This window comes from Novosphingobium sp., assembly GCF_041915465.1.
Classification (GTDB): domain Bacteria; phylum Pseudomonadota; class Alphaproteobacteria; order Sphingomonadales; family Sphingomonadaceae; genus Novosphingobium.
This window is the reverse complement of record NZ_JAYSBK010000052.1, coordinates 1-21,843: the sequence shown is the minus strand read 5'-3', so window position 1 is coordinate 21,843 and position 21,843 is coordinate 1. Positions and strand designations below refer to the sequence as shown.

At 64.6% G+C, this 21,843-nt stretch carries 19 protein-coding genes and 1 pseudogene; 9 read left to right on the top strand and 11 right to left on the bottom strand.

The window, feature by feature from the left end; translation table 11 throughout:
- A partial coding sequence (locus ACE3SN_RS10365) for an HPP family protein (protein WP_374529766.1) occupies positions 1 to 677 on the top strand: 677 nt, incomplete at its 5' end.
- 539 nt (positions 678 to 1,216) lie between these two features.
- Entirely contained in the window at positions 1,217 to 3,814 is a 2,598-nt protein-coding gene (locus ACE3SN_RS10360; RefSeq protein ID WP_374529764.1) for a TonB-dependent receptor, read from the top strand.
- 183 nt (positions 3,815 to 3,997) lie between these two features.
- On the opposite strand, the gene ACE3SN_RS10355 is transcribed toward ACE3SN_RS10360, so the two are convergent.
- Positions 3,998 to 6,118, bottom strand: coding sequence for an FAD-dependent oxidoreductase (locus ACE3SN_RS10355; RefSeq protein ID WP_374529762.1), 2,121 nt, complete (start codon positions 6,116 to 6,118; stop codon positions 3,998 to 4,000).
- A 251-nt stretch (positions 6,119 to 6,369) separates the two neighbouring features.
- Here ACE3SN_RS10355 and ACE3SN_RS10350 point away from each other — a divergent pair, with 251 nt between their 5' ends.
- From ACE3SN_RS10350 to ACE3SN_RS10335, 4 genes are read left to right on the top strand one after another with little or no spacing between them, the layout of a single operon-like run.
- Positions 6,370 to 7,284: a VOC family protein gene (locus ACE3SN_RS10350; RefSeq protein WP_374529760.1), complete on the top strand. Its 915-nt coding sequence runs from the start codon at positions 6,370 to 6,372 to the stop codon at positions 7,282 to 7,284.
- A 26-nt stretch (positions 7,285 to 7,310) separates the two neighbouring features.
- On the top strand, positions 7,311 to 8,501 hold the full coding sequence (locus ACE3SN_RS10345; RefSeq protein WP_374529758.1) for a flavin-dependent monooxygenase: 1,191 nt from the start codon (positions 7,311 to 7,313) through the stop codon (positions 8,499 to 8,501).
- A 26-nt stretch (positions 8,502 to 8,527) separates the two neighbouring features.
- A complete protein-coding gene (locus tag ACE3SN_RS10340) occupies positions 8,528 to 9,616 on the top strand; it encodes a Rieske 2Fe-2S domain-containing protein (RefSeq protein ID WP_374529756.1) in 1,089 nt (362 codons plus the stop codon).
- A gap of 14 nt (positions 9,617 to 9,630) precedes the next feature.
- Positions 9,631 to 10,752 carry a Rieske 2Fe-2S domain-containing protein gene (locus ACE3SN_RS10335; protein WP_374529754.1) on the top strand — a complete coding sequence of 374 codons (1,122 nt, stop codon included), beginning with the start codon at positions 9,631 to 9,633 and terminating at the stop codon, positions 10,750 to 10,752.
- A gap of 69 nt (positions 10,753 to 10,821) precedes the next feature.
- Here the strand turns inward: ACE3SN_RS10335 and ACE3SN_RS10330 are convergent, their stop codons facing one another.
- Positions 10,822 to 11,883, bottom strand: a complete 1,062-nt coding sequence (locus ACE3SN_RS10330; protein ID WP_374529752.1) for an alkene reductase — start codon at positions 11,881 to 11,883, stop codon at positions 10,822 to 10,824.
- Between the two features lie 84 nt (positions 11,884 to 11,967).
- Here ACE3SN_RS10330 and ACE3SN_RS10325 point away from each other — a divergent pair, with 84 nt between their 5' ends.
- On the top strand, positions 11,968 to 12,720 hold the full coding sequence (locus ACE3SN_RS10325; protein ID WP_374529750.1) for an SDR family NAD(P)-dependent oxidoreductase: 753 nt from the start codon (positions 11,968 to 11,970) through the stop codon (positions 12,718 to 12,720).
- Positions 12,721 to 12,803: 83 nt separating this feature from the next.
- Here the strand turns inward: ACE3SN_RS10325 and ACE3SN_RS10320 are convergent, their stop codons facing one another.
- The 5 genes from ACE3SN_RS10320 to ACE3SN_RS10300 form a co-directional block, all read right to left on the bottom strand.
- Entirely contained in the window at positions 12,804 to 13,886 is a 1,083-nt protein-coding gene (locus tag ACE3SN_RS10320) for a Rieske 2Fe-2S domain-containing protein (RefSeq protein WP_374529748.1), read from the bottom strand.
- Between the two features lie 140 nt (positions 13,887 to 14,026).
- Positions 14,027 to 14,518: an Lrp/AsnC family transcriptional regulator gene (locus tag ACE3SN_RS10315; RefSeq protein ID WP_374529746.1), complete on the bottom strand. Its 492-nt coding sequence runs from the start codon at positions 14,516 to 14,518 to the stop codon at positions 14,027 to 14,029.
- Positions 14,515 to 14,994 carry an Lrp/AsnC family transcriptional regulator gene (locus ACE3SN_RS10310; RefSeq protein ID WP_374529744.1) on the bottom strand — a complete coding sequence of 160 codons (480 nt, stop codon included), beginning with the start codon at positions 14,992 to 14,994 and terminating at the stop codon, positions 14,515 to 14,517. The genes ACE3SN_RS10315 and ACE3SN_RS10310 overlap by 4 nt, the downstream gene beginning before the upstream one ends.
- A gap of 71 nt (positions 14,995 to 15,065) precedes the next feature.
- On the bottom strand, positions 15,066 to 15,551 hold the full coding sequence (locus ACE3SN_RS10305; RefSeq protein ID WP_374529742.1) for a nuclear transport factor 2 family protein: 486 nt from the start codon (positions 15,549 to 15,551) through the stop codon (positions 15,066 to 15,068).
- Entirely contained in the window at positions 15,551 to 16,309 is a 759-nt protein-coding gene (locus tag ACE3SN_RS10300) for an SDR family NAD(P)-dependent oxidoreductase (protein ID WP_374529740.1), read from the bottom strand. The genes ACE3SN_RS10305 and ACE3SN_RS10300 overlap by 1 nt, the downstream gene beginning before the upstream one ends.
- A 128-nt stretch (positions 16,310 to 16,437) precedes the next feature.
- On the opposite strand from ACE3SN_RS10300, the gene ACE3SN_RS10295 reads away from it, so the two are divergent.
- Together ACE3SN_RS10295 and ACE3SN_RS10290 are read left to right on the top strand one after the other, a co-directional pair.
- Positions 16,438 to 17,217: an SDR family NAD(P)-dependent oxidoreductase gene (locus tag ACE3SN_RS10295; RefSeq protein ID WP_374529738.1), complete on the top strand. Its 780-nt coding sequence runs from the start codon at positions 16,438 to 16,440 to the stop codon at positions 17,215 to 17,217.
- 1 nt (position 17,218) lies between these two features.
- Positions 17,219 to 18,682 carry an NAD(P)/FAD-dependent oxidoreductase gene (locus ACE3SN_RS10290; protein ID WP_374529736.1) on the top strand — a complete coding sequence of 488 codons (1,464 nt, stop codon included), beginning with the start codon at positions 17,219 to 17,221 and terminating at the stop codon, positions 18,680 to 18,682.
- Here the strand turns inward: ACE3SN_RS10290 and ACE3SN_RS10285 are convergent.
- From ACE3SN_RS10285 to ACE3SN_RS10270, 4 genes and pseudogenes are all read right to left on the bottom strand, one after another.
- Complete coding sequence (locus ACE3SN_RS10285) at positions 18,679 to 18,972, bottom strand: hypothetical protein (protein ID WP_374529734.1); 294 nt, start codon at positions 18,970 to 18,972, stop codon at positions 18,679 to 18,681. The two genes, ACE3SN_RS10290 and ACE3SN_RS10285, sit on opposite strands and share 4 nt — an antisense overlap.
- A gap of 12 nt (positions 18,973 to 18,984) precedes the next feature.
- Positions 18,985 to 20,517, bottom strand: a complete 1,533-nt coding sequence (locus tag ACE3SN_RS10280) for an amidase (protein WP_374529732.1) — start codon at positions 20,515 to 20,517, stop codon at positions 18,985 to 18,987.
- A 5-nt stretch (positions 20,518 to 20,522) separates the two neighbouring features.
- A complete protein-coding gene (locus ACE3SN_RS10275) occupies positions 20,523 to 21,602 on the bottom strand; it encodes a Rieske 2Fe-2S domain-containing protein (protein WP_374529730.1) in 1,080 nt (359 codons plus the stop codon).
- Between the two features lie 43 nt (positions 21,603 to 21,645).
- Positions 21,646 to 21,843: pseudogene (locus tag ACE3SN_RS10270) on the bottom strand (amidohydrolase); the annotation flags it as partial.

Here is a 21,843-nt window from a genome sequence, read left to right as displayed (position 1 = left end):
CACTCGGCATCGGCTTTGCCGGGGTGACGTCGTGGCTGTTGCTTGGTGACGGTTCTGTCGGCCTGCCCTTGCTGGTTGCGCCACTGGGCGCCTCGGCGGTGCTCGTGTTCGCGGTTCCGGCCAGCCCCTTGGCCCAGCCATGGTCGGTAATCGGAGGCAGCCTGATTTCGGGGGCGATCGGTCTGGCGACCGGTCATTTTCTCGGTGCTCCGGTACTGAGTGCGAGCATTGCCGTGGGACTTGCCATCGCCGTCATGTCGATGCTGCGCTGTCTTCACCCTCCCGGCGGGGCTTGCGCGCTGTTGTGCGCCTTGGGTGCCACTGGGCATGACCCCTGGGGCTGGCCACACTGGATCTGCATTGCCGCAAACGTCTGCTCGCTGGTTGCCGCGGGATGGCTTGTCAACAATCTGACCGGCCACCCCTGGCCGCACAAGGTGCCCTTGCCGGCTGCGAGCGCCGCCACAATCGGGGTCCGCGAGGCGCTTGAAAAGGTGCTGGCCGACTGGGATGAAATGATCGACGCGGACATCGATGATCTGACGGCGCTGTTCGAAGCTGTCGATCGGCAAATCCGCCGCCAGCCCTACCCAGCCCCGGCGCGGCCAGCAGCATCGGCAGATAACGGTGGGCGTGGATCAACAGTTGTGGGGCCGCTGCGCAGGCCAGCGTCGTAAGCGGCAAGACGATCCGGCCACCATATTGTTCAGCCCACGCGTCTAGCAAAGCAAATGCTGAAAGCGAGGCTGCCAAGCCCGAGCGCCCGGCTCGCCCCCGGGTCGAGCGCCATCGCTTGACCCAGCTTGCGCCCCGGTGAAAGACCCGAAAGAGATAATCGAGGGTATCACCCTTGACCGGCCTTGGAGGCGCCCGGATCTCATGATGCGTCTGGTCAGGCTGTCGCCGCGCAACCGAGCCGACCCAGCGCTGCTCATCGAGATTGATCGCCCGGCGTCCGACGTGGGTATCGCCCACCAGACAATCGATCAGCGATCGCGAGAAGTCCGTGACTGTGCGGGCAGGCACAGCGATCCCTGCTCGCCTTGCGCGAAGCCGCCCGCATCGGGAATCGCGTCAAATTTGCCACGAAACGCCGCCTTTACGCACCATATCTGCATTTTTTGACATTATTGCGTAGCATGCATTGACTTTTTTTACGCATACGTTCAAATTTGCGGTGTTGGAAAACCAAATCCAAGGTTGAGGGGAGTCGTTCATGAATTTCAACAGCACCTCGCGCGCCGTCGCGCGCTTGTTTCTGGGCGCAAGCTTGATCGCAGTTGCAGCCCCTGCGCTTGCGCAGGAAGCGGAGGAAAACCAGGGTAGCGGGCTCGACGAGATCGTCGTCACCGCGCAGAAGCGCGAACAGAACCTGCAAGATGTGCCGCTGGCGATCAGCGCCATCAGCGCCGAGAAAGTCGAAAAGCTCGGCATTTCGGACTCGCGCGACCTGTCGGGCATGGCGCCGAACGTGACCATCGTTCAGGGCACCACCAGCAGCGCCGCCGCCGTCATCTCGATTCGCGGCATCCCGACCCCGGCCAGCGAAACCTTTGGCCTCGATACGGCCAACGGCCTTTACGTCGACGGCGTCTACATCGCGCGTTCGGGCGCCAGCGCCCTCGACGTCATGGATATCGAACGCATCGAAGTGCTGCGCGGACCGCAGGGCACCCTGTTTGGCCGGAACACCACCGGCGGCGCGATCCACTTCATCTCGCGCAAGCCTTCGGAGACCCTGCGCGTCAAGGCTGAGGCCGGTTATGGCAACTTCAATGCCTGGAACGGCAAGATCTCGCTAGATCCGGGCCGAATCCTGGGCATCGACACCAGCTTTTCGTACAGCCACCGCGAACGCAACGGCGTAGTCGACAACATTCTCCAGCCGGACGATTCGAAGGATCCGGGCGCGCGCAAGACCGACGCATTCCGCTTTGCGGCTCGCGCGGAACTGGGTTCGACCGGTTCGATCCAGTACATCTTCGACTGGTCGAAGACCACCGGCAGCCCGACCAACTTCCAGCTGACCAACGTGGCCAACGGCGCAATCCGTCCGCCGATGATTGTCGATGGTCAACCGGTGGTTGTCACTCAGCAGGCGGCAGTCCAGCAGTATCTCGCCGGGGCGACTTTTGCCAACGCCGCCTGCCGCGCGCTGGCAGCTCCGACGCGCGTTTGGCGCGATCAGGTCTGCAACGACATTTCCAGCACATCGATGGACAAGACCTGGGGGCACAATCTGCAGGTCGAGAACGATTTTGGCCCGTTCAAGGTGAAGTCGACCACCGGCTATCGCTTCTGGAACAATGACAGCAACAGCGACCTTGACGGCATCGGTGCCTTTACTGGACCGAAGTTCACCAATACCACGCTGTTCAACGGCTTCCCCTCGGCTCTGCTGCAGAATCTTGGCATTTCGGCCGGTACCGCCTCTTATCTGTCCAGCCAATCGGTCCCGACCGTGACGCAGAATCTGTTCGATACGAACAACAAGCGTCGCCACAAGCAGTTCAGCCAGGAACTGGAAATCAGCGGAAGCAGCGACACGCTCGACTGGGTGGTCGGCGGCTTCTACTTCTGGGAAAAGGGCAGCGAGGACAATCCGCAGAACAGCGGCTATATCCTCGACACCAACTCTGCGGTCTTCTCGAACACGGCCTTCGTCGGCGTGCTGCGCGGCCTGGGCTTCCCGGCTGACCTCGCTGCGCTCTATGCGCCGCTGCTGGCCCCCTCGTTCCGTGCGACGAATCCGGCCCAGTTCCGCATGGTCCAGACCCTGGCGACGCTCAAGTACACCGCGAAGAGCGAAAGCACCGCGCTTTACGGTCAGTTCACGCTTTATCCCGGCGGCCACGACAGCGGCCTGCGCCTCACCGCTGGTGGGCGCTACACCTGGGATACCAAGACGATGATCCGTACCCAGAACGGTGCCGTGCCCGTCGCCATTCCGGAAATCGGCAATGCCAAGTTCAGCAAGTTCACCTGGAACCTGATGCTGGGCTATGACGTGGCCGAGGGCATTTCCGCCTATGCCCGCGTTGCCACTGGCTATCGCTCGGGCGGCTTCAACGCGCAGGATGCGGCCATTGCCGGTGTTCTGCCCTACTTCCAGCCGGAAAACGTCACTTCGTATGAAGTTGGCCTGAAGACCGAGCTGTTCGATCGCCGTGTCCGTCTGAACGTGGCTGGCTATCACAACGTGTACAAGGATCTGGCCGTCAACATTCCGCTGACGAACGCGCCGGCCGGAACCTTCGCCACCCGGATCGGCAACGCCGGCCGCGTGACCTACACCGGCTTCGAAATCGAAGCCCAGGCCAAGCTGACCGACAACTTCACCTTTGAAGGCAACCTTGGTTACGTCGATATCAAGTACAAGGAATTCATGGCCGGGCAGTCGACCACGCCGGGCAACCCGCCGGTCAACATCGCCTCGGTCGTGACGCCTGGCTATACCTCGCCGTTCACCGCCAATGCCGCGCTGAACATGCAAGTCCCGCTTAGCGACAACGGAATGCGCCTGGTGGGCCGGGTCAGCTACACCTACGAGGACGGCAAATACAGCTTCTCGACCGACATTACCTCGCCGTTCAACTCGGTGCTCAAGGGTGACAACCGCAACATCATCGATGCGCAGATCGGGGTTGATCATATCCCGCTTGGCACCGGTGAGGCGGAATTGAAGATCTGGGGCAAGAACCTGACAAATTCGCATGACTTCGTCCGCGGGATCGACTTTGGCGCGCTTGGCTATGCCGGCGGCTACTTCGCCGATCCGCGCACCTACGGCGTTACCCTGGGCATCAAGTTCTGAGGGTTTCGTCCCAACCGAACTGCAAGCTTTTGAAATTGGCGCATCGGCTTTGGCCGGTGCGCCATTTTTCTTGCCTGGAGCACACACAAAAAAGCGGCGCCTGACCCATCAGGCCAGGCGCCGCAGCCGTCATCACATTTTGGGGTAGGCCCGCCTGCAACCTGCGCAACGGGACCGGTAAGCTCAGGCCAACAACCTGGCCGCCGCTTCGGCCCCACCGCGAACCGCGCCCTCGATGTAGCTTACGCCTTCGCAGTCCCCGACTGTTTCGACCCTTAATCCAGCGGCACGCAGCCTATCCGCGAGGACCGTATCGCCACTCGCCCCCATCGCTACGATGACGTTGTCAGCGCTAATTGTCTGCGCAACACCTGCCGCATCGGTGAAGGTCACCACATTCTCACCGATCGCGATGTCGCGCGCGCCGCCATGCAGGCCGACGCCGTGATCGCGCAGTTCGGAGAGGATCCGCATCCGCCGCACCAGCAGCAGCCCCTTGCCAAGGCGCGGTGCCGGCTCGATCACGGTCACGGTCCGGCCGCGCTCGTGCAGGAACTCGGCCAGTTCGATGCCGACCAGTTCCCCGCCCACGATCACCACGTTCTGCCCCAGCGGCATCCACTTGCGCGTGGCGGCGCGGACGAAATCGAGATTGGCGGTAATCCCCGTCGCGGCCCCGACGCGCGTCGCCAGCCGGGTCATCAACCCGGTCTTGCGCTTCAGTTCGTCAGAGCTTTCGCCCAGCAGGAGTTTGCGCATATCGTCGCCGCTGAACACGTGGGGCAGGTTGTTGCCGGGCAGCTCGGGCATATCCCGCCGCGCCCCGGTGGCGACCACGACGGCATCGGGGGCCAGTTCGCGCAGCAGCTGCGGCGTCGCATCGGTATTGAGCCGGACCTCGACCGAGGAGCGGCCCAGTTCGCGGATCTGCCAATCGAGCAGGCGCTCGTTGGCCGGATAGGCGAGGGCAGCAATACGCAGGGTGCCGCCCAGCCGTTCGCCGCGTTCCAGCAGCGTCACCCGGTTGCCCGCCTCGTTGAGCCGCCGCGCGGCCTCCATGCCGCCCGGCCCGCCGCCGATCACGACGTAATGCTTGCCGCTGACGCGCGGCTCGGTGCGCTCGCACTCGAACCCCGTTGCCGGATTGACCGCGCAGCGCAGCGGCGCGCGGACATAGGCGGTTGAGACGCAGGTGTAGCAATAGATGCAGGGGCGGACCGAATCCGGCGCATTGCCGGCCAGCTTGGCAGGCAAGGCCGGATCGGCCAGCAGTTTGCGCCCCATCGCCATGAAATCGTACTGCCCCGCCGCAATCTGGGCGCTGGCCGCTTCCGGCTCGACCCGGCCCGAGGCAATCACCGGCAGACGCACCGCCGCCTTGATCGCGGCGGCCGCCGGAATGTTGGTTTCGGGCTCGTGCGGGATGTTCGAGGCCGAATGCAGCTTGCCGATCATGGCATTGTGATAGGAGGTGGCGGTTATCGCATCGACGCCCGCGGCTTCGACCAGCCGCGCCGCCTCGATCGCGTGCGCCAGCTCGATCCCGCCGTCCTTGCCGTGTTCGGCCGTGTCGAGCTTGACCCAGACCGGGAAGTCCGGGCCGACCGCCGCGCGGACCGCCGCAATCACCCGCAGCAAGAGCCGCGCGCGGTTTTCCAGCGGCCCGCCGTATTCGTCGGTGCGGCTGTTGGTCTTGGGCGACATGAACGACGACAGCAGGTAGCCGTGGCCGCCGTGCAGCTCGATCCCGTCAAAGCCTGCCGCCTTGGCGCGCGCGGCTGCAGCCCCGAACTGTTCGACCACCAGATCGATGTCAGCCGCCTCCAGCACCTTGATCCGCGGCATCTTGCCGCTGAAGCCCGCCATTTCCTCGGGCAGGAAGAAATCGATGAAATCGCCCGCCAGCTGCGGCGGATAACACGGCGCCCACAGTTCCGCGTCGAACGCATCCGAGGAATAGCCTGCAACCAGCCCGCCATGATGCAGCTGCGCCGCGATCTTGGCGCCGTGGCGGTGGACCCGCTCGGTCAGCTGTTTGAGCCCCGGCAGGAAACGGTCATCGGAAATCGCGGTCTGGTTGGGCTGCACCGCGCCCACTGGCCAGGCCACCCCGGCCACCCCGGTGATGATCAGCCCGGCCCCGCCCTTGGCCTGCTCCTCATGATAGGCCATCAGCCGCTCGCCGACGTGGCCATCGCTTTCGGACAGGCTGACACCCATCGCGGTGACCAGGATCCGGTTGCGGATCTCAAGCTGGCCGATCCGGCCCGGGGCCAGCAGATGTGAATAGGCATTGGCGGCCATGGCGATCCTCCTGCGTACAGCGCGTGCGTTTGCCAGAGCCATGTCCCAGCACGGCGGACTGGTCAACGTCATTCACGCGGCGATTGCGAATTTGGTTCGCATAAAAAGCCATGATTTGCGATTTGATTGTCGTTTTGCGTTACATGCAGTCCAATTTATTACGCAAACATCGAATAAATTGATTCCGGTCAATGTTCCCTCGCCGCCCCGGGCGTTACCCATCGGGCATCAAGCAGGCCGGGAGGAACGCCGTGAAGGTTGCAGCGCTGACATACGTTGTCGTCAAGACCAGCGATCCGCAGGCCTGGCGCGCTTTCGCAAGCGATGTCCTGGGAATGAGCGTCAAGGACGCCCCCGGCGGGCTGGCTCTCAAAATGGACGAGCGCGCGGGCCGCGTGTTCGTCGAGGCCGGAGATGCCGACTGCTTCTTCGCATCGGGTTGGGAACTGCGCAGCGAGGCCGAATTTGCCGCCGCCTGCGAAGAACTGCGCGCACGCGACGTCAGCTATACCGCCGCGACGTCGCAGGAATGCGCGCTGCGCCACGTGTTCGACATGGTCTGGTTCCGCGATCCCGCCGGTAACCGGCACGAACTGTCCTATGGCTATGTCACCGATTTCGATCGCTTTGCCTCGCCTGTCGGGGTCCCCGGCTTCGTGACCGGCGAGCTGGGCCTGGGCCACATGGTTCTGCCGGCCCCGAACATTGCCGAGACCCGCCAGTTCCTGATCGACGTGCTGGGCTTCGGGCTGTCCGATGTCCTGATCCACCGCCCCGCCCCGGACATGGCGCAGCGGATCGACTTTATGCACTGCGACAATGGCCGCCATCACAGCCTCGCGCTGTTCGAAGGTGAAGTCCCCTCGGGCTGCGTCCATCTGATGTTCGAAGTGGAAAGCCTCGATGAGGTTGGCCGCGCCTATGACCGGATGCAGCGCGCCGGGGTCCGGCTGATGGCCACGCTGGGCAAGCACACCAACGATCACATGACCAGCTTCTACTTCATGTCGCCGGGCGGTTTCGCGATCGAATACGGCTTTGGTGGCCGGACGATCGACTGGGACCACCACACCGTTTTCGAAAGCACGTCGGTGAGCCTGTGGGGCCACGATTTCAGCGTCGGCTTCGGCGCCGACGAACAGGCCGCCCTGGCCAACGCCGCCTGACACCCCTTACCGCAAGGAGAATTGCGATGCAGACAAATGCCGCCAAGATCGACCTGACCCAAGCCCTCGTCGAAAAGGCCCGCGCGCTTGTCCCGGCGCTGCGCGAGCGCGCGCAGCAGTGCGAGAACGAGTGCAAGGTCCCCGACGAAACGATCCGCGATTTCCAGGAAGCCGGGTTCTTCAAGATCCTGCAGCCCAAGCGCTGGGGCGGCTACGAGCTTGATCCGCAGAGCTTCTATGCGGTGCAGATGACCCTCGCGGAAGGCTGCATGTCGTCGGCATGGGTGCTGGGCGTGGTGGCGGTCCACAACTGGCAGCTGGCGCTGTTCGACGCGCAGGCCCAGGCCGATGTGTGGAGCGATGATCCGACCACGCTGATTTCCTCGTCCTATATGCCGCGCGCCGAAGTGACCCCGGTCGAGGGCGGGTACCGGATCAGCGGCCGCTGGGGCTTCTCCTCGGGCGTCGATCACTGCCAGTGGGCGTTCCTGGGCGGGCTGGTACCCGATCCCGAAGGCGGCGCGCCCGATTACCGCACCTTCCTCGTCCCGCGCAGCGACTTCGAGATCGACTATGTCTGGGATACGCTGGGCCTGCGCGGCACCGGCAGCCAGGACGTGGTGGTCAAGGACGCGTTCGTCCCGGCCTATCGCTCGCACCGCTCGAAGGATGGCTTCGCCACCACCAGCCCGGGCCTGAAGGTCAATGATGCCCAGCTCTACAAGCTGCCGTTCGGGCAGATCTTCGTGCGGGCAGTGTCGTCCTCGTCTATCGGCGCCTTGCAGGGCGCGCTCGATGCCTTCCGCGCCTATGGTGCGGCCCGGGTCAGCTCGAACGACTTCTCGCGCACCGCGAACGATCCCGACGCCCAGGGCGTGATCGCCGAAACCGCCGCCGCGATCGACGAAATGAAGCTGGTGCTGAACCGTAACTTCGACGTGCTGATGCAGCAGGCCTCGGCCGGGGCGCAGTACGATCTGGAACAACGCCTGCTGTTCCGCTTCCAGTCGGGCCAGATCCTCGATCGCTGCGCGAACCTGATCTCGCGGATGTTCTATTCGAGCGGCGCGCAGGGGATCTATCGCTCCAGCCCGCTGGTCCGCGCCTTCGTCGATATCCATTCGGGCCGCACCCACATCGCCAACAACCCCGGCTCGGTCCGGCGCAATTTCGGCGGCTATCTGCTGGGCAATCCGAACACCGACACTTTCATCTGAGCCAGACGGAAAAGGGAGAGAATTCCATGGCCAAGACTGCCGAATACGGACTGGGTCCGCTCACGTTTCCGCGTGGCTGGTTCATGATCGCCGAAGCCGGCGACATCGCTGACAAGCCGGTGCCGCTGCGCTTCTTCGGGCGCGAATTCGTCGCCTATCGCGGGGAAAGCGGCAAGGTTTACCTGGTCGACGCCTATTGCCCGCATATGCGCATCCACATCGGCCGCAACACGACCAGCTACGTGGTGCGCGATGGCGAGCAGATCCAGGGCGAATCGATCCGCTGCCCCGGCCACGGCTGGCGCTTTGGCCCCGACGGCAAGGCCGACGACATCCCCTATTCCACCCACGGCATCCCCAAGGCGGCCTGCATCAAGACCTTCCCGGTGATCGAGCGCGCGGGCTGCATCTGGATGTGGCACGATGAGGAAGGCGGCCAGCCCGACTTCGACCTGCCGCTGTTCGAAGAATGGGACATGGAGGAACAGGGCTGGGTCCGCTGGCGGCTCGACCATCTTGGCACCCTGCCGATCCACCCGCAGGAGATTGTCGACAACATGGCCGACGTCGCCCACTTCATTCCGGTGCATGGCAGCAAGGACATCGTCTACTTCGAGAACGAGTTCCGCGATCACCTGATCTTCCAGCGGTTCGGCGCGGGCCACCGCACGCTGGTGTCCGACAGCGCGCAGGATGTGCTGATCACCGACACCTGGTACACCGGCCCCGGCATCCTGCTCTCGCGCATGGAAGGCCAGCACCCCTCGATCATCATGATTTGCAACACGCCGGTCGAGGATGGCGAAGTGCGGGTGTGGTACGCGCTGATGGTCAAGGTGGCCGATGCCCGCGCCGACGAGGCCGGCGTATCGATGGCGCGCAGCTACCAGGACGTCGCGCTCGAAGCCTTTGCCCAGGATTTCGAGGTCTGGCAGCACAAGGAACCGGCCCTCGCCATCATGCAGATCCCCGATGACGGTCCGTTCCACAAGGAACGCATCTGGTATCGCCAGTTCTACAACCCCCGCGACAAGGCAGCGGAGTTCCAGGGGCGCGTCAACGGCGTGCACACCACCATCGACAAGCGGCCCGGCGCCAAGTCCAAGGCAGCGTAAGCAGGAGCTATCCCATGAGCAACACCCCTGGCGTCACCGACGCCCGCACCCCTCCCGTCGCGGTCTGGCAGGTTCTGGAGAAGCTGCGCGGCCAGGATCTGGTCGATTGGCGCGTCGCCCCGCTTGAGGGCCGTCCCTCCCCCGCCGAGCGCGGGATGGAAATCGGCTTTCCGTTTGGTTGGTACGCGGTCGAGCAGACCGACTTCATCGCGGTCGGCCAGGTCAAGCCGCTGCGCTACTTCTCCAAGGATCTCGCGATCTGGCGGGGTGAGGACGGCAAGGTCCGTGTCACCGACGCCTGGTGCAAGCACCTGGGCGCGCACATGGGCCACGGCGGCAAGGTTTCCGGCAATCTGCTGGAATGCCCGTTCCACGCCTGGCGCTATGACGGCGAGGAAGGCGTGGTCAAGGACATCCCCTATGCCAAGGCGATCCCGCCGCAGGTCAAGCGCAAGTGCCTGCGCACCTGGCCGGTGACCGAAGCCAACGGCTGGATCTGGGTGTGGTATCATCCCGACCAGAACGTCGCGCCGATGTGGGACGTGGTCGTGCACGAGGAATACGGCGATCCGGAATGGACCGAATACGACATGCACGAATGGATCGTTTACGGCTCGATCCAGAACATGGCCGAAAACGGCGTCGACGTGGCCCACTTCAAGTACATCCACGGCACGGCTGATGTGCCGCAGGCCGAACTGCGCTGGGGCGATTGGGGCCGCGGCGCCGATGTGAAGGCGCAGATGGGCACGCCCAGCGGAATCGTCGACGGCCTGATCAGCTATGACACGATGGGCGCCGGGCAGAGCTGGGTGCGCTTCCGCGGGATTTCGGAAACCCTGCTGGTGGCCAGCCTGGTCCCGATCGAGGAAGACGTGCTGCGGGTCCGCTATGGCTTCATGCAGCCCAAGAGCCAGGCCAACGGGCCCGGTGCGGGCCTTGCCAAGGCGCTGATCCGCGACATCTGCAAGCAGCTCGATCAGGACAAGGTAATCTGGGACCGGATGCGCTTTGAAGCCAATCCGATCATCTGCGACGGCGATGGCCCGATCCCGCAGTTCCGGCAATGGTACAGCCGCTATTACGCCAAGCCCGATGGCGAAGGCGGCAATCAGGGCCTGCGCGCGGTCGGCTGATCTCTCCACAGCCCCGCACGCAAAGGCGGGCTCTGGTCGAAAGGCCGGAGCCCGTTGCGTTTGCTCCGCTCAAAGCGCGGGATAGTCGGTGTAACCGCGCTCTTCCCCGGTATAGAGCAGGCTGAAATCGGGCTTGGCCAGGGCTGCGCCGGCCTTGATCCGCTCGGCCAGGTCGGGGTTGGCGATGAACGCCCGGCCAAAGCTGACCGCCTCGGCCTTGCCGGCCTCGAGCAGCGCGCGGGCGCTGTCTGCCTTGAGGTTGTTGTTGGCGATGATCGGCCCGCTGAAATTGGCCCGCAGCAGCGCCAGCGTGTCAAGTTCTGGAAGACCCATGTCGACCACGTGCAGGAACGCCAGGCCCAGCGCGTCGGCCGCCTTGACGAACGGGCCGAAGGTGGCCGCCGGATCAGCCGGGTCCATCCCGTTATAGGGATTGCCGGGCGAAATGCGGAAGCCGACCCGCCCTGCCCCGATCGCCCCGGCCAAAGCCTTGAGCACCATGTTGGGGAAGCGGATGCGGTTCTCCACGCTGCCGCCAAATTCGTCTTCGCGCTGGTTGCTGGCAGGGTTGAGGAACTGGTTGATCAGGTAGCCGCTGGCGCAGTGCAGTTCCACCCCGTCCATTCCCGCAGCCACGGCATTGCGCGCGGCCTGGGCATATTCCTCGAGCAAGGCCGGCACTTCCGCCGCCGCGATCGCACGTGGCATGGCGGAATCCATCGGCGTCCCGTCAGGCCCCGGCACCTGCACCGGGCACGGCAGGGCGGACGGCGCGATCACATCGGCGTCAAAGCCGCGATTGGCCGGAACCACCACGCGCCCGCAGTGCATCAACTGCATCACGATCCGGCCGCCGCGCGCATGGACCGCATCGGCCACCCTGCGCCAGCCCGCGATCTGTTCGGCGCTGTGGATGCCGGGCGTGCGCCAGTACCCCTTGCCGGCCGGGCTGGGCTGAACGCCCTCGGTCACGATCATCCCGGCACTTGCCCGCTGAGCATAGTATTCTACCATGATGTCCCCGGGCACATCGCCTGGCCCCGCGCGATCACGGGTCATGGGGGCCATGACGATCCGGTTGGCAAGCTCGATCTCACCCAGAGCGACCGGCGAGAAAAGACTGTCACTCATTCGAGTTTTGCTCCTGCAATCATTGATTGACCATTATTTGCGTTATCCTGTAATCTAATTTCTACGCATATCAAGGAGAGGGTGATGAATTACGGTTTCGACGGCAAGGTTGCGCTGGTTACGGGCGCAAGCGGCGGGATCGGCCGCGCGACCGCACTGGGCTTTGCCGCTTCGGGGGCCTCGGTCGTGGTGTCCGACGTCAATCAGGCCGGCGGCGAGGAAACCGTCGCGCTGATCGAGGCTGCGGGCGGCAAGGCGGTGTTCCAGCACTGCAACGTGGCCGATGCCGATGCGGTCAAGGCGCTGGTGGCCCGCGCCGTCAGCGAATACGGGCGGCTGGATTTCGCGCACAACAATGCCGGCATCAACAACATGGGCGCCGACGAATACGACGACGCCGTGTGGGACCGCGCGGTGGCCATCAACCTGTCGGGCGTGATGTACTGCATGCGCGAGGAAGCGGATGTCATGCTCAAGCAGGGCAAGGGCGCGATCGTGAACACCTCGTCGATCAATGGCCTGGTCGGCAACGGCGCGCAGCCGGGCTACACCGCCACCAAGCACGGCGTGATCGGCCTGACCCGGCACGGCGCGCTGCGCTGGGCCAAGGCCGGCATCCGCGTCAACGCGGTCTGCCCCGGTGTCATCGAGACCCCGATGACCGCGCCGCTCACCGCCAACCCGGACATGCGCAAGCTGCTCGATTCGATGACTCCGATGGGCCGCATGGGCCAGGCCGAGGAAATCGCCGCCGCGGTGCTGTGGCTGTGCTCCGACCATGCCAGCTTCGTGACCGGCCATCCCCTGGTGGTCGATGGCGGCGCCACCGCCACCTGAGCCGGCGCGCGGAACTGCCGCCAAACGAAAGGCCCGCCCCGGGATGCCGGAGCGGGCCTCTGCGTTGGAGCAGGTTCAAGCGGTCAGGCTACCGCATCCCACGGCGCAGCCTTGGTGCCGCGCGTGGTGTAGCGGCCATTGACCCGCTTCTGGAACGTTTCGGCCTGGGCGCGCGGATTGTAGAACTGGCGATACCACACCCGCACCTTGTCGAACGGACCATCGCCGCGCACCATCATCGGGTTGATGCAGGGCCGCTTGTTGCTCCAGATCTCGAAGTCCTGGGCAAAGGCATCGACGCCGGCATCTTCATAGGCGCGGGCCAGGGCGCGATCGTCGTCAGTCGGGCTGGCATTGGCCACCTTGACCAGCAGCCCGTACCAGACCTTGAGCAGACCATCGTCGATCGGCGTGTGCGCGATCAGCATGAGCGAGGGATTGGCGCCGATCATTTCCGACTGGAGAATGCCAGGGCCGGTATACCAGGTATCATTGGTCATCGGCTCGCCGCCCTCTGCCGCCAGGGTCTTGTGCCCGGCCGAAAGGATCTGGCGGCAGACATGATCGGCAAACTCGTTCTCGAACGAGGCAATGTCGATCGAACCGTGGACGGGCTCGAGGTGGGCCTTGTCGGCCATGTTATCGACCACTTCCTGCGGATGGCAGGCCAGTTCGCCCAGCTCGCGCACGTTCCAGTTGACCCAGTGCGGCGCATCGTAAGGCGCGAAGGCCGGCAGATCGTAGTCCGGCTCAAGACCTTCCGGGTCGTACCAGGTCCACAGGCAACCCGCCCGCTCGACGATCTTCCAGCTCTTGAGGCAGGCGGCCTTGGGCACCGGAGCCGGTGAATAGGGGATCTGGTTGCACTTGCCGTCCGGGCCAAAGCGCCAGCCGTGATAGGGGCAACGGATGTTGTCGCCCTCGACGTGCTCGGCGTCCTTGATCACATAAGAGGTGGTGTTGCGCGCCAGGTGCGTGCCCATGTGCGGGCAATAGGCCTCGATCATGAACGGCTTGCCGCTCTGCCCGCCGCGATAGATCACCATGTCCTGGCCGAAATAGCGCACCGCGATCGGCGTGGTGCCAACCTCTTCCGCCCGGGCCACCATGAACCACCCGCGCGGATAGGTGAACTCGCCCAGCCCATAGTCTGCGGTCGTAGCCATAAAATCTCCCCAATGCCTCGTTGGGGGAACAATAGGCAAATCGCAGCCGAAACGCAATGCATTTGCGTAATGCATTGCGAAAGATCAAACAGCCTTACACCTTGCGTAGTTTTTAACACATCAAACTACGCAAAATGCCATCAACCATCATCCACTTCGGCAACATCTGCCTCGGTGATCCGCACGACTCGGGCGTTGTACTTGACCGTCTTGACCGCGATCGAGGTTTCGACGTGATGCACCCCCGGGATCGCGAGGATCTGGCTGGATGCGACTTCGTGCAGGTTGTCGAGCGTGTTGAACAGGCAGATCGCCAGGATGTTGAAGCGCCCCATGGTGATCATAACCGCGTTGACCGACGACAGCTCCGCGATCCGCCGCCCCACTTCGCGAACATCGGCAAAATCGGCCTGCACCCCGATGAAGGCCATCCGCGCGGAATCGGCCAGGCCGAAGCTGGTGATGGCGGTGAACGAGATAAGCCCATCCTGCTGCAAGCGCTTGATGCGCCCGCGCACGGTGCCTTCGGTTACACCCAGGTCGACCGCGATCTTGCGGTTCGACACCCGGGCATCCTGGGCCAGGACCTCGATCAGCTGGCGGTCGAGTTCATCAAGCTGCGGCGTTGTCATGCGTCCCCCCGGGCATCGATCGGCGCCACGTCAAACTTGTACTTGATCACATCGACGGCGATCGCCGGAACCATCGAGCGGACACCGCGAACCTTGGAAAACTTGTCCAGCAGCAAACCGGCAAGGTCGTCGAAATCGCGCAGCACAACCAGCATGTCGATATCATAGCGACCGGTCACCAGGTGCGCGGCGAAGACTTCGGGAAAGGCCGTCAGTTCATCCGCGACTTCGGCCGCCGGACGGCCATCGACTTCGATCGCCACTTCCATGAGGACGTTGTAGCCGTGGGCGGAAAAGTCCGAGACGGCGACCACCCGCAACTTGTCCGCCTCTTCCATCCGGCGGATGCGCGCCGACACCGTGGCCGCCGTCAGCCCCAGCCGATTGGCGATCTGCTGGTTGGTGGCCCGACCGTTGATGCGCAATTGTTCGACAATCGCGCGGTCGATGTCATCGATCGGAAAATCTTCGCTCATGCCCTGGCAAAACCCCCAATTGGATGCCGCGTCAACTCCATGCCGCGCCGTCGCGGCAATCAATCCACCGTTCAGAAGCCCCGCAATTCGCGCCCCAGCATGGCCGGGCTGAACCGCGCGACCTTGCGGGTTTCCACCCAGACAACTTCCAGCTGACGCTCGGCGAACTTCCACACCCCGTCTTCCTTGGCATACCGGTTATGGTAGCGCATGGCAAAGTCCAGCAGGGTCCAATCCGGCGCGTCGTCGGCGGCCGGCAGGATGTGGCTGGCGATCCCGGTAGTCAGCCCGGTCACGGTTCCATCGTCCGATAGGTCGAACGTCTGGTTGAAGACATTGTGCTGAGTGCGCTGGAAGCTCGCCCGGACTTCACCGATCATCGCAGCAAAGCCCGCCGCCCCCGCATAGCGCGCCTCGACCTGCCCCAGCCCGCGCATCACGCCGTCGCGGGTGAAGACCGAAGCCAGCATCGCCGGATCGAGGCTGTCCACGGCCAGACCATAGCGGAACGCCAGGTCATGGAGTTCCTGCGCAGCGCAATAGGGGCGAACTGCCATCAGTCGCGCTTGATGAGGCCGCCGTTGACGTGCCAGACCTGCCCGTTGACCCACTCGCCATCGTCGGATGCGAGGAAGGCTACGGCAGCGGCGATATCCTCGGGCTTGCCAAGGCGCGTGTGCGGCACGGTCTTCAGCGTCGCCTCGACATATTCGGGGGTCAGGTGCTGCGCCACCGCTTCGGTCATCACCACGCCGGGGCTGATCCCGTTCGCGCGGATGCCCTTCTTGCCGTACTTCGCCGCCACGTGGCGAACCAGCGCGTGGACGGCGTTCTTGGTCATCGGATAGGCAACCTGAAAGGCATTGCCCGCCGTCGCCGCGCCCGACGAGGTATAGATCATCGCCCCGCCGCCGCGTTCAAGCATCACCGGCAGCGCGGCCTGGGTGGCGAACAGGTGGCTCTTGGTGTTGATCGCGAACGAGCGGTCGAGCACTTCTTCCGAGCAGTTGAGCGCGTCGATATCGCCCTCGGTCCCGCCGGCCAGGTTGGAGTGGTAGAAATCGAGCCCGCCGAACTCGGCCAGCGCCGCCGCGACGATCGCCTGCTGCGATGCCGCCTTGGTGCCATCGAGATGCACGCCGATCGCCTTGCCCCCGGCACTGCGGATCGCCTCGGCAGTTTCGGCAGCCCAGGCCTCGGTGATGTCACCAATCACGACCGCCGCGCCTTCTTCGGCCAGACGCCGCGCCGTGGCCGCGCCAATTCCGCGTCCACCGCCAGCCACAATCCCGACCTTGCCTTGCAAACCGCGCATCACTCACTCCATGTTTTGCGTTGTCAAATACGCTATTTTATGCGCATTTATATGTCAAAATCTATTTTTGGATCATCATTTGCGGATTCAAAGCTGCAAATCTCACCAAGATACACAGGGACGATCGGATGGCAGGAAGGCTTTCGGGGCGCACCGCGCTGATTACTGGCGCGGGCGAGGGAATTGGCAAGGGCATTGCACGCCGGTTCGCCAGCGAAGGCGCAGCCGTGATCGTCGCCGAATTCGATAACGCCACGGGCGCGGCCTGCGCTGCGGAAATCGTTGCCGAAGGCGGCGCGGCGCGCTACATCCCTGTCGACGTGACCGACAAGGCCAGCGTCCTGGCCATGATGGAAGCGGCCGGGCCGGTCGATATCCTGGTAAACAACGCCTGGCGCGGCAGCGGCGTTGCCCGCTTCGAGAACAAGACCGACGCCCAGCTCGATACCGCGCTGCGCATGGGCCCCTATGCCGCGCACTGGACCATGTCGGCCGCCCTGCCCCACATGCGCTCGCAAGGCTGGGGCCGGGTCATCAACATGGCCTCGCTCAACGGGGTCAACGCCCACATGGGCAGCACCGATTACAACATGGCGAAGGAAGCCCTGCGCGCGCTGACCCGCACCGCCGCACGCGAATGGGCGCGTTATGGCATCTGCTGCAACGTGATCTGCCCGGCCGCGCTGTCCGCATCGGCGCGGCGGATCATGGCCCAGCAGCCGGGCATGATCGAGCGGATCGAGGCCGCCAACCCGATGGGCCGGATGGGCGATCCCGAAGCCGACATCGGCGGGGCCGCACTGTTCCTTGCGAGCGACGATGCCCGCTACGTCACCGGCAACACGCTGTTCGTCGATGGCGGCGCCCATATCAATGGGGTCGCCTGGTCCCCAGACCTGGAAGACTGAGATGACCTCGAAAGATTCGGCCCCTTCGCGCAAAACCTCGCGCCGCAACCTGCTGCTGGCAGGCGGCGGTCTGGCGGCAGCAGGCGCACTTGGCGGCTGGAAGTGGTGGCACGGCTATCCCGATCTCATCAAGGCCGATGCCGCCGCCAGCAGCGAGGCGGACCTGTTCGAACGCGGGCTGATCGGCGTCGAGCACAGCGGCTGGACCAAGCCCGAGGGACCGTCCGCGCCATGGCCCGCGCTGGGCGAAGCGCTCGACACCGACGTGCTGGTGGTCGGCGCCGGACTCGCCGGCTCCTCGCTGGCGCTGCACCTGGCCGAAGCCGGCGTGGCGACCGTGCTGATCGAGGCGCGCCAGCCCGGTTGGGGCGCTTCGGGCCGCAATGCCGGGCATGTCCTTCCATCCCTGCGCGACCGTTCGGTGTTCGGCAGCTTCCCGGATCAGGGCAAGGCGTTCCTCGAGGCGTTCCGCGAACATCACACCATCCCCTATGACCTCCAGCAGCGTCACGGCTTTGAGGCGGATGCGGTGCGCACCGGCTATCTCAACGTCGCCGAAGACAAGGACGAGATCGCCAAGTTCCGCGCACAGACTGCGTGGATGGAAAGCCAGGGCCTCCTGCGGGTGCAGGAGGTTGGCGGGGCCGAGCTTGAAGCCCAGACCGGCAGCAAGCTGTGGACCCATGCGCTCGACTATGTCGATGGCGGGCACGTCAATCCCTATCGCCTGACCAGCGGCATGGCCGCGGCAGCGGCAAAGCTGGGCGCAACGGTGTTTGGCGGCACGCCTGCCACCGGGATCGAGCAGCAAGGCCAGCGCTGGCTGGTGCGCACGCCCGGCGGATCGATCCGCGCCGCGCGGGTGGTATTCTGCACCAATGCCTATCCGACCGACGTGGTGCCGGAATTCACGCGCGCCTTCTATCCGCTGACGGCCTATGCGCTCACCACCCAGCCGCTGTCAGCCGAGGCGCGCGCGGTGATCAATCCCGGCGGCAAGACGCTGTCGCAGGTGCCGCTCGATATCAATCCGCTGGTTCGCGACCGGCATGACAAGCTGATCCTTTCGTCGATCCCGACTGTGGCCAGCCCGCAGGACGCGCGCTGGCATTTCGAGAACCAGCTGGCCTGGCTGCACCATGCCTGGCCGGAAACCAAGACGATGCGGATCGAGCTGGAAACCTACTGGACCGGGCGCGTGGCGATGCGCGATCGCCAGTTCCCCGGCGTGTTCCAGCCGCGTCCGGGACTTTACGGGCTGATGTATTTCAACGCCTGGGGCAATGTCATGGCGCCGTTGATGGGCAAGCTGATGGCCGCCGGGCTGGCCGCCGACCGCACGGATGCCCTGCCCTTCCCGATCGAACGGCCGCTGGCGGTGTCGAACCAGGGGAAGATGGACCGGATCATCCGCCATCTGCTGATCCCCTCGGCCCGCACCGCGCAGAACCTTGGGATTCTCTAGCCGAGGAAGTGGAGCGCCAGGAACACGGCGCCCACCGGCCAGGCCCAGCCCAGCTTGCCCCAGAACGCCAGCCTGGGGCTCTGGTGGTTCCACAGGCCCAGTGCGCCCGCCGCGCCCATGGCCCCTGCGCCGTCGATCCAGAACCCGGCAAGCCCGCCCAGGCCCAGCAGGCCAAGCAGGCGGATCAACCCGCCAGGACGCTGCTTGTCCGCCGGGTGCTTGATACCCGCCAGGCCCGCCAGGCCGATCAGCCCGAGCAACCCTGCGAATGGAGCAATCGTCTGCAGCATCACACTCTCCCGTCAGGCCAGGTTCGGCCGCTTGTCAAACCACGGCGCGGCGCGCTCAAGCTGCCCCGCCAGGCGGAATAGCAGCGCCTCGTCCCCATAACGGCCGAAGAACATCGAACCGATCGGAAGCCCGTCTTCAGACATGGAGAGCGGCACGGACATCGCCGGCTGACCGGTCAGGTTGGCCAACTGGCAGAATGGCGAATAAACCGCCGCGCGCTGCCCCCATTCCTGGAACCCGCAGTCGGGCGTGAGATTGATCCGGCCCAGCTTGATTGGCGGCGCAGCCAGGGTTGGGGTCAGGATCACATCGAACTTCTGCATGAACGCCGCGACCTTGACCGCGGTTTCCTGCAGCAGGTTGTTGGCACGCACGGAATCGACAGCCGTAAAGGCCTTGCCATATTCGGCGAAAGCCAGGCTGATCGGTTCAAGCACGTCCGGCCCCGGGGTGATGCCCAGCACCTTGGCACGATCGGCCATGTCGGCAGCAAGCGAGGGGCCGATGAGCACGAAACTGGCCCACCCCAGCATGGCTGCGTCAAGTTCGAGATTGGCTTCCTCGACGTGGTGTCCCAGGCTTTCGCATAGCCGAGCGGTTGCCTGCGCCGCCTCGATGCATTGCCGGTCGACTGGCGAACCGGATATCGGCCGGGTCATCAGCGCCACGCGCAGCCGCCCGGGGTGCTTGCCAACTTGAGCAAGGAAACCTTCGCGGGGCGAAGGCGCACCGTAACGCGAGCCCGGCTCCACGCCGTGGGTCGCATCGAGAATGGCGGCTGAATCGCGCACGCTGCGGGTAATCGCGTGGTTGGTGGAAAGTCCGCCCCAGCCCTCTGTGCGCAGGGGCCCCATCGGCACCCGGCCACGGCTGGGCTTCATGCCGAACAGCCCGCAACACGACGACGGGATGCGGATCGAGCCGCCGCCGTCACTGGCATGAGCCGCCGGCACGACGCACGAGGCAACGGCCGCCGCTGCCCCGCCCGATGAACCGCCAGTGCTGTGTGCCGGGTTCCAGGGATTGCGGGTATCGCCCGTCAGCTTGTTCTCGGTCGTGCCGGTCAGGCCGTATTCGGGCGTGCTCGTCTTGCCGAAGATCACGAACCCGGCGCGCTGGTGTCGCCGGACCAGTTCCGACGTGACCGTGGCGCGATAACCCTTGTAGAGTCGGCTGCCGCCTTCGGTCAGTTCGCCCTCGATGTAGGTATAAAGATCCTTCAGCAGCCAGGGCACACCGGTGAAGGGGCCATCAGGCAGGCCCTGGGCAATGGCCTTGCGCGCATAATCGTAATGCTTCTGCGCCATGAAATTGAAGCGCGGGTTAAGCGCCTCGGCCTTGGCGATCGCCGCATCGAGCAACTCGGTCGGGGAAACCTTGCGCCGCCGCACCAGTTCCGCCAGCCCGACCGCGTCGTAGCTTGCCAGCACATCGGTGCCAGCCTTTCCACCAGGCATTGCCGCCGGCCTGGCCTGGGCCATGCCGGCAAGGCTGGCCGCGGATGCGGCAAGACCGCCTGCCACCACTTCGCGCCGCGTCGCCATCGAATTCAACCCTCTGCCTGCGCGTAGTAGCGCGAATAGAACTTGCGGAACTGCGGGATCGGGCCGTCGCCATCGCAGATGATCGGGTTCGGCTCGTACTTCTGGCGGTCCCACACGACCTTGTCCTGATCGTACTGCTTGCAGATGTCGCGGATGATCGCGCGGGCCACCCCGGCGCGCTCGCCCTCGGCCTGGGCCTTGGGCTGGGCAAAGCAGAACCGCGTGTGGCAGTGGTCCAGCTCGACCGGGGTGATGCAGGCGACCAGCAGCGTTTCCGAGATTCCGGTAAAGCGCGTCCAGCTCTGCCCCGGCCCCATGGTGTCATAGCTGATGCAGCCGTCGACCTCGCCCCATGGGGTGCCCATCTTGGCGCGCACATCGGCGCCCCGGCCCCATTCGCCCCAGCGCAGTTCGCCCAGCGGCACGTTGGCCGTGCCGTGGATATAGCGGAAGTGCGCCACGTCGACGCCGTTTTCCGCCATGTTCTGAAGATTGCCCCAGACGTTCCATTCATAGACCTCGAAATCGGTCCAGTCCGGGTCGGAGCATTCCGGCAGGGCTACCACTTCCCACAGCGGATCAATACCTTCGGGGTGATACCACATCCAGATCCAGCGGTTCGCCTCGGTCACCGGATAGGTGCGGGTGCACTTGCGCTTGACCTGCGGCGGGATCGCTTTGGCATAGGGGATCTCCTTGACCACGCCTTCCTCGCCATCATAGCGCCAGGCGTGGAACGGGCATTCCAGCAGGTTGCCCGCCACCTTGCCGCCGTGGCCCATGTGAGCGCCCAGGTGCTTGCAGTAGGCATCGATGATCCGCACCTGCCCGTCTTCCCCGCGCCACATCGCAAGGTCGCGCGCGAAGTAGCGCAGGGGCTTGACCTCGCCCACGGCAAGGTTCGCCGACAGTTCGATCGGATACCAGCCAAAGGGAAAACCGATGTCCAGGTTGCGCTCGGCCACCGAGACCCGGCCCGTTACAGGCGCCAGCCGCCAGTCGATCAGGTCCTGGCCCTTGAGGTTTTCCAGCAGCTGCCACACCGCCACGGGGGCAGTGCGCGCGTCACTCGCGGCATTGGTCATCGTTTTCTCCCCTGAGATCAGGAAATTGTATTGTTAGTTTAATTCAGAGCTTGAATACGCGCGCGGCGTTTTCGCGCAGGAACTTGGGCCACACCTCGTCCTTGAACGGTACGTTTTCCATGTCGCTCATGATCCGGTCGAGGCTGAGGCCCATCGGGAAATAGCCCGCGTAGATGATCTTGTCGGCGCCGCGCGTGTTGGCGTAGTCGATGATCGCCTTGGGATAGTGCTTGGGCGCAAA

Coding starts and splice junctions, on each gene's coding strand:
- ACE3SN_RS10310 (WP_374529744.1), bottom strand. CDS start 14,994: ATGAGCGAAGATTTTCCGATCGATGACATCGACCGCGCGATTGTCGAA.
- ACE3SN_RS10285 (WP_374529734.1), bottom strand. CDS start 18,972: ATGCTGCAGACGATTGCTCCATTCGCAGGGTTGCTCGGGCTGATCGGC.
- ACE3SN_RS10320 (WP_374529748.1), bottom strand. CDS start 13,886: ATGGCTACGACCGCAGACTATGGGCTGGGCGAGTTCACCTATCCGCGC.
- ACE3SN_RS10305 (WP_374529742.1), bottom strand. CDS start 15,551: ATGGCAGTTCGCCCCTATTGCGCTGCGCAGGAACTCCATGACCTGGCG.
- ACE3SN_RS10275 (WP_374529730.1), bottom strand. CDS start 21,602: ATGACCAATGCCGCGAGTGACGCGCGCACTGCCCCCGTGGCGGTGTGG.
- ACE3SN_RS10355 (WP_374529762.1), bottom strand. CDS start 6,118: ATGGCCGCCAATGCCTATTCACATCTGCTGGCCCCGGGCCGGATCGGC.
- ACE3SN_RS10345 (WP_374529758.1), top strand. CDS start 7,311: ATGCAGACAAATGCCGCCAAGATCGACCTGACCCAAGCCCTCGTCGAA.
- ACE3SN_RS10335 (WP_374529754.1), top strand. CDS start 9,631: ATGAGCAACACCCCTGGCGTCACCGACGCCCGCACCCCTCCCGTCGCG.
- ACE3SN_RS10330 (WP_374529752.1), bottom strand. CDS start 11,883: ATGAGTGACAGTCTTTTCTCGCCGGTCGCTCTGGGTGAGATCGAGCTT.
- ACE3SN_RS10325 (WP_374529750.1), top strand. CDS start 11,968: ATGAATTACGGTTTCGACGGCAAGGTTGCGCTGGTTACGGGCGCAAGC.
- ACE3SN_RS10360 (WP_374529764.1), top strand. CDS start 1,217: ATGAATTTCAACAGCACCTCGCGCGCCGTCGCGCGCTTGTTTCTGGGC.
- ACE3SN_RS10280 (WP_374529732.1), bottom strand. CDS start 20,517: ATGGCGACGCGGCGCGAAGTGGTGGCAGGCGGTCTTGCCGCATCCGCG.
- ACE3SN_RS10295 (WP_374529738.1), top strand. CDS start 16,438: ATGGCAGGAAGGCTTTCGGGGCGCACCGCGCTGATTACTGGCGCGGGC.
- ACE3SN_RS10340 (WP_374529756.1), top strand. CDS start 8,528: ATGGCCAAGACTGCCGAATACGGACTGGGTCCGCTCACGTTTCCGCGT.
- ACE3SN_RS10290 (WP_374529736.1), top strand. CDS start 17,219: ATGACCTCGAAAGATTCGGCCCCTTCGCGCAAAACCTCGCGCCGCAAC.
- ACE3SN_RS10315 (WP_374529746.1), bottom strand. CDS start 14,518: ATGACAACGCCGCAGCTTGATGAACTCGACCGCCAGCTGATCGAGGTC.
- ACE3SN_RS10300 (WP_374529740.1), bottom strand. CDS start 16,309: ATGCGCGGTTTGCAAGGCAAGGTCGGGATTGTGGCTGGCGGTGGACGC.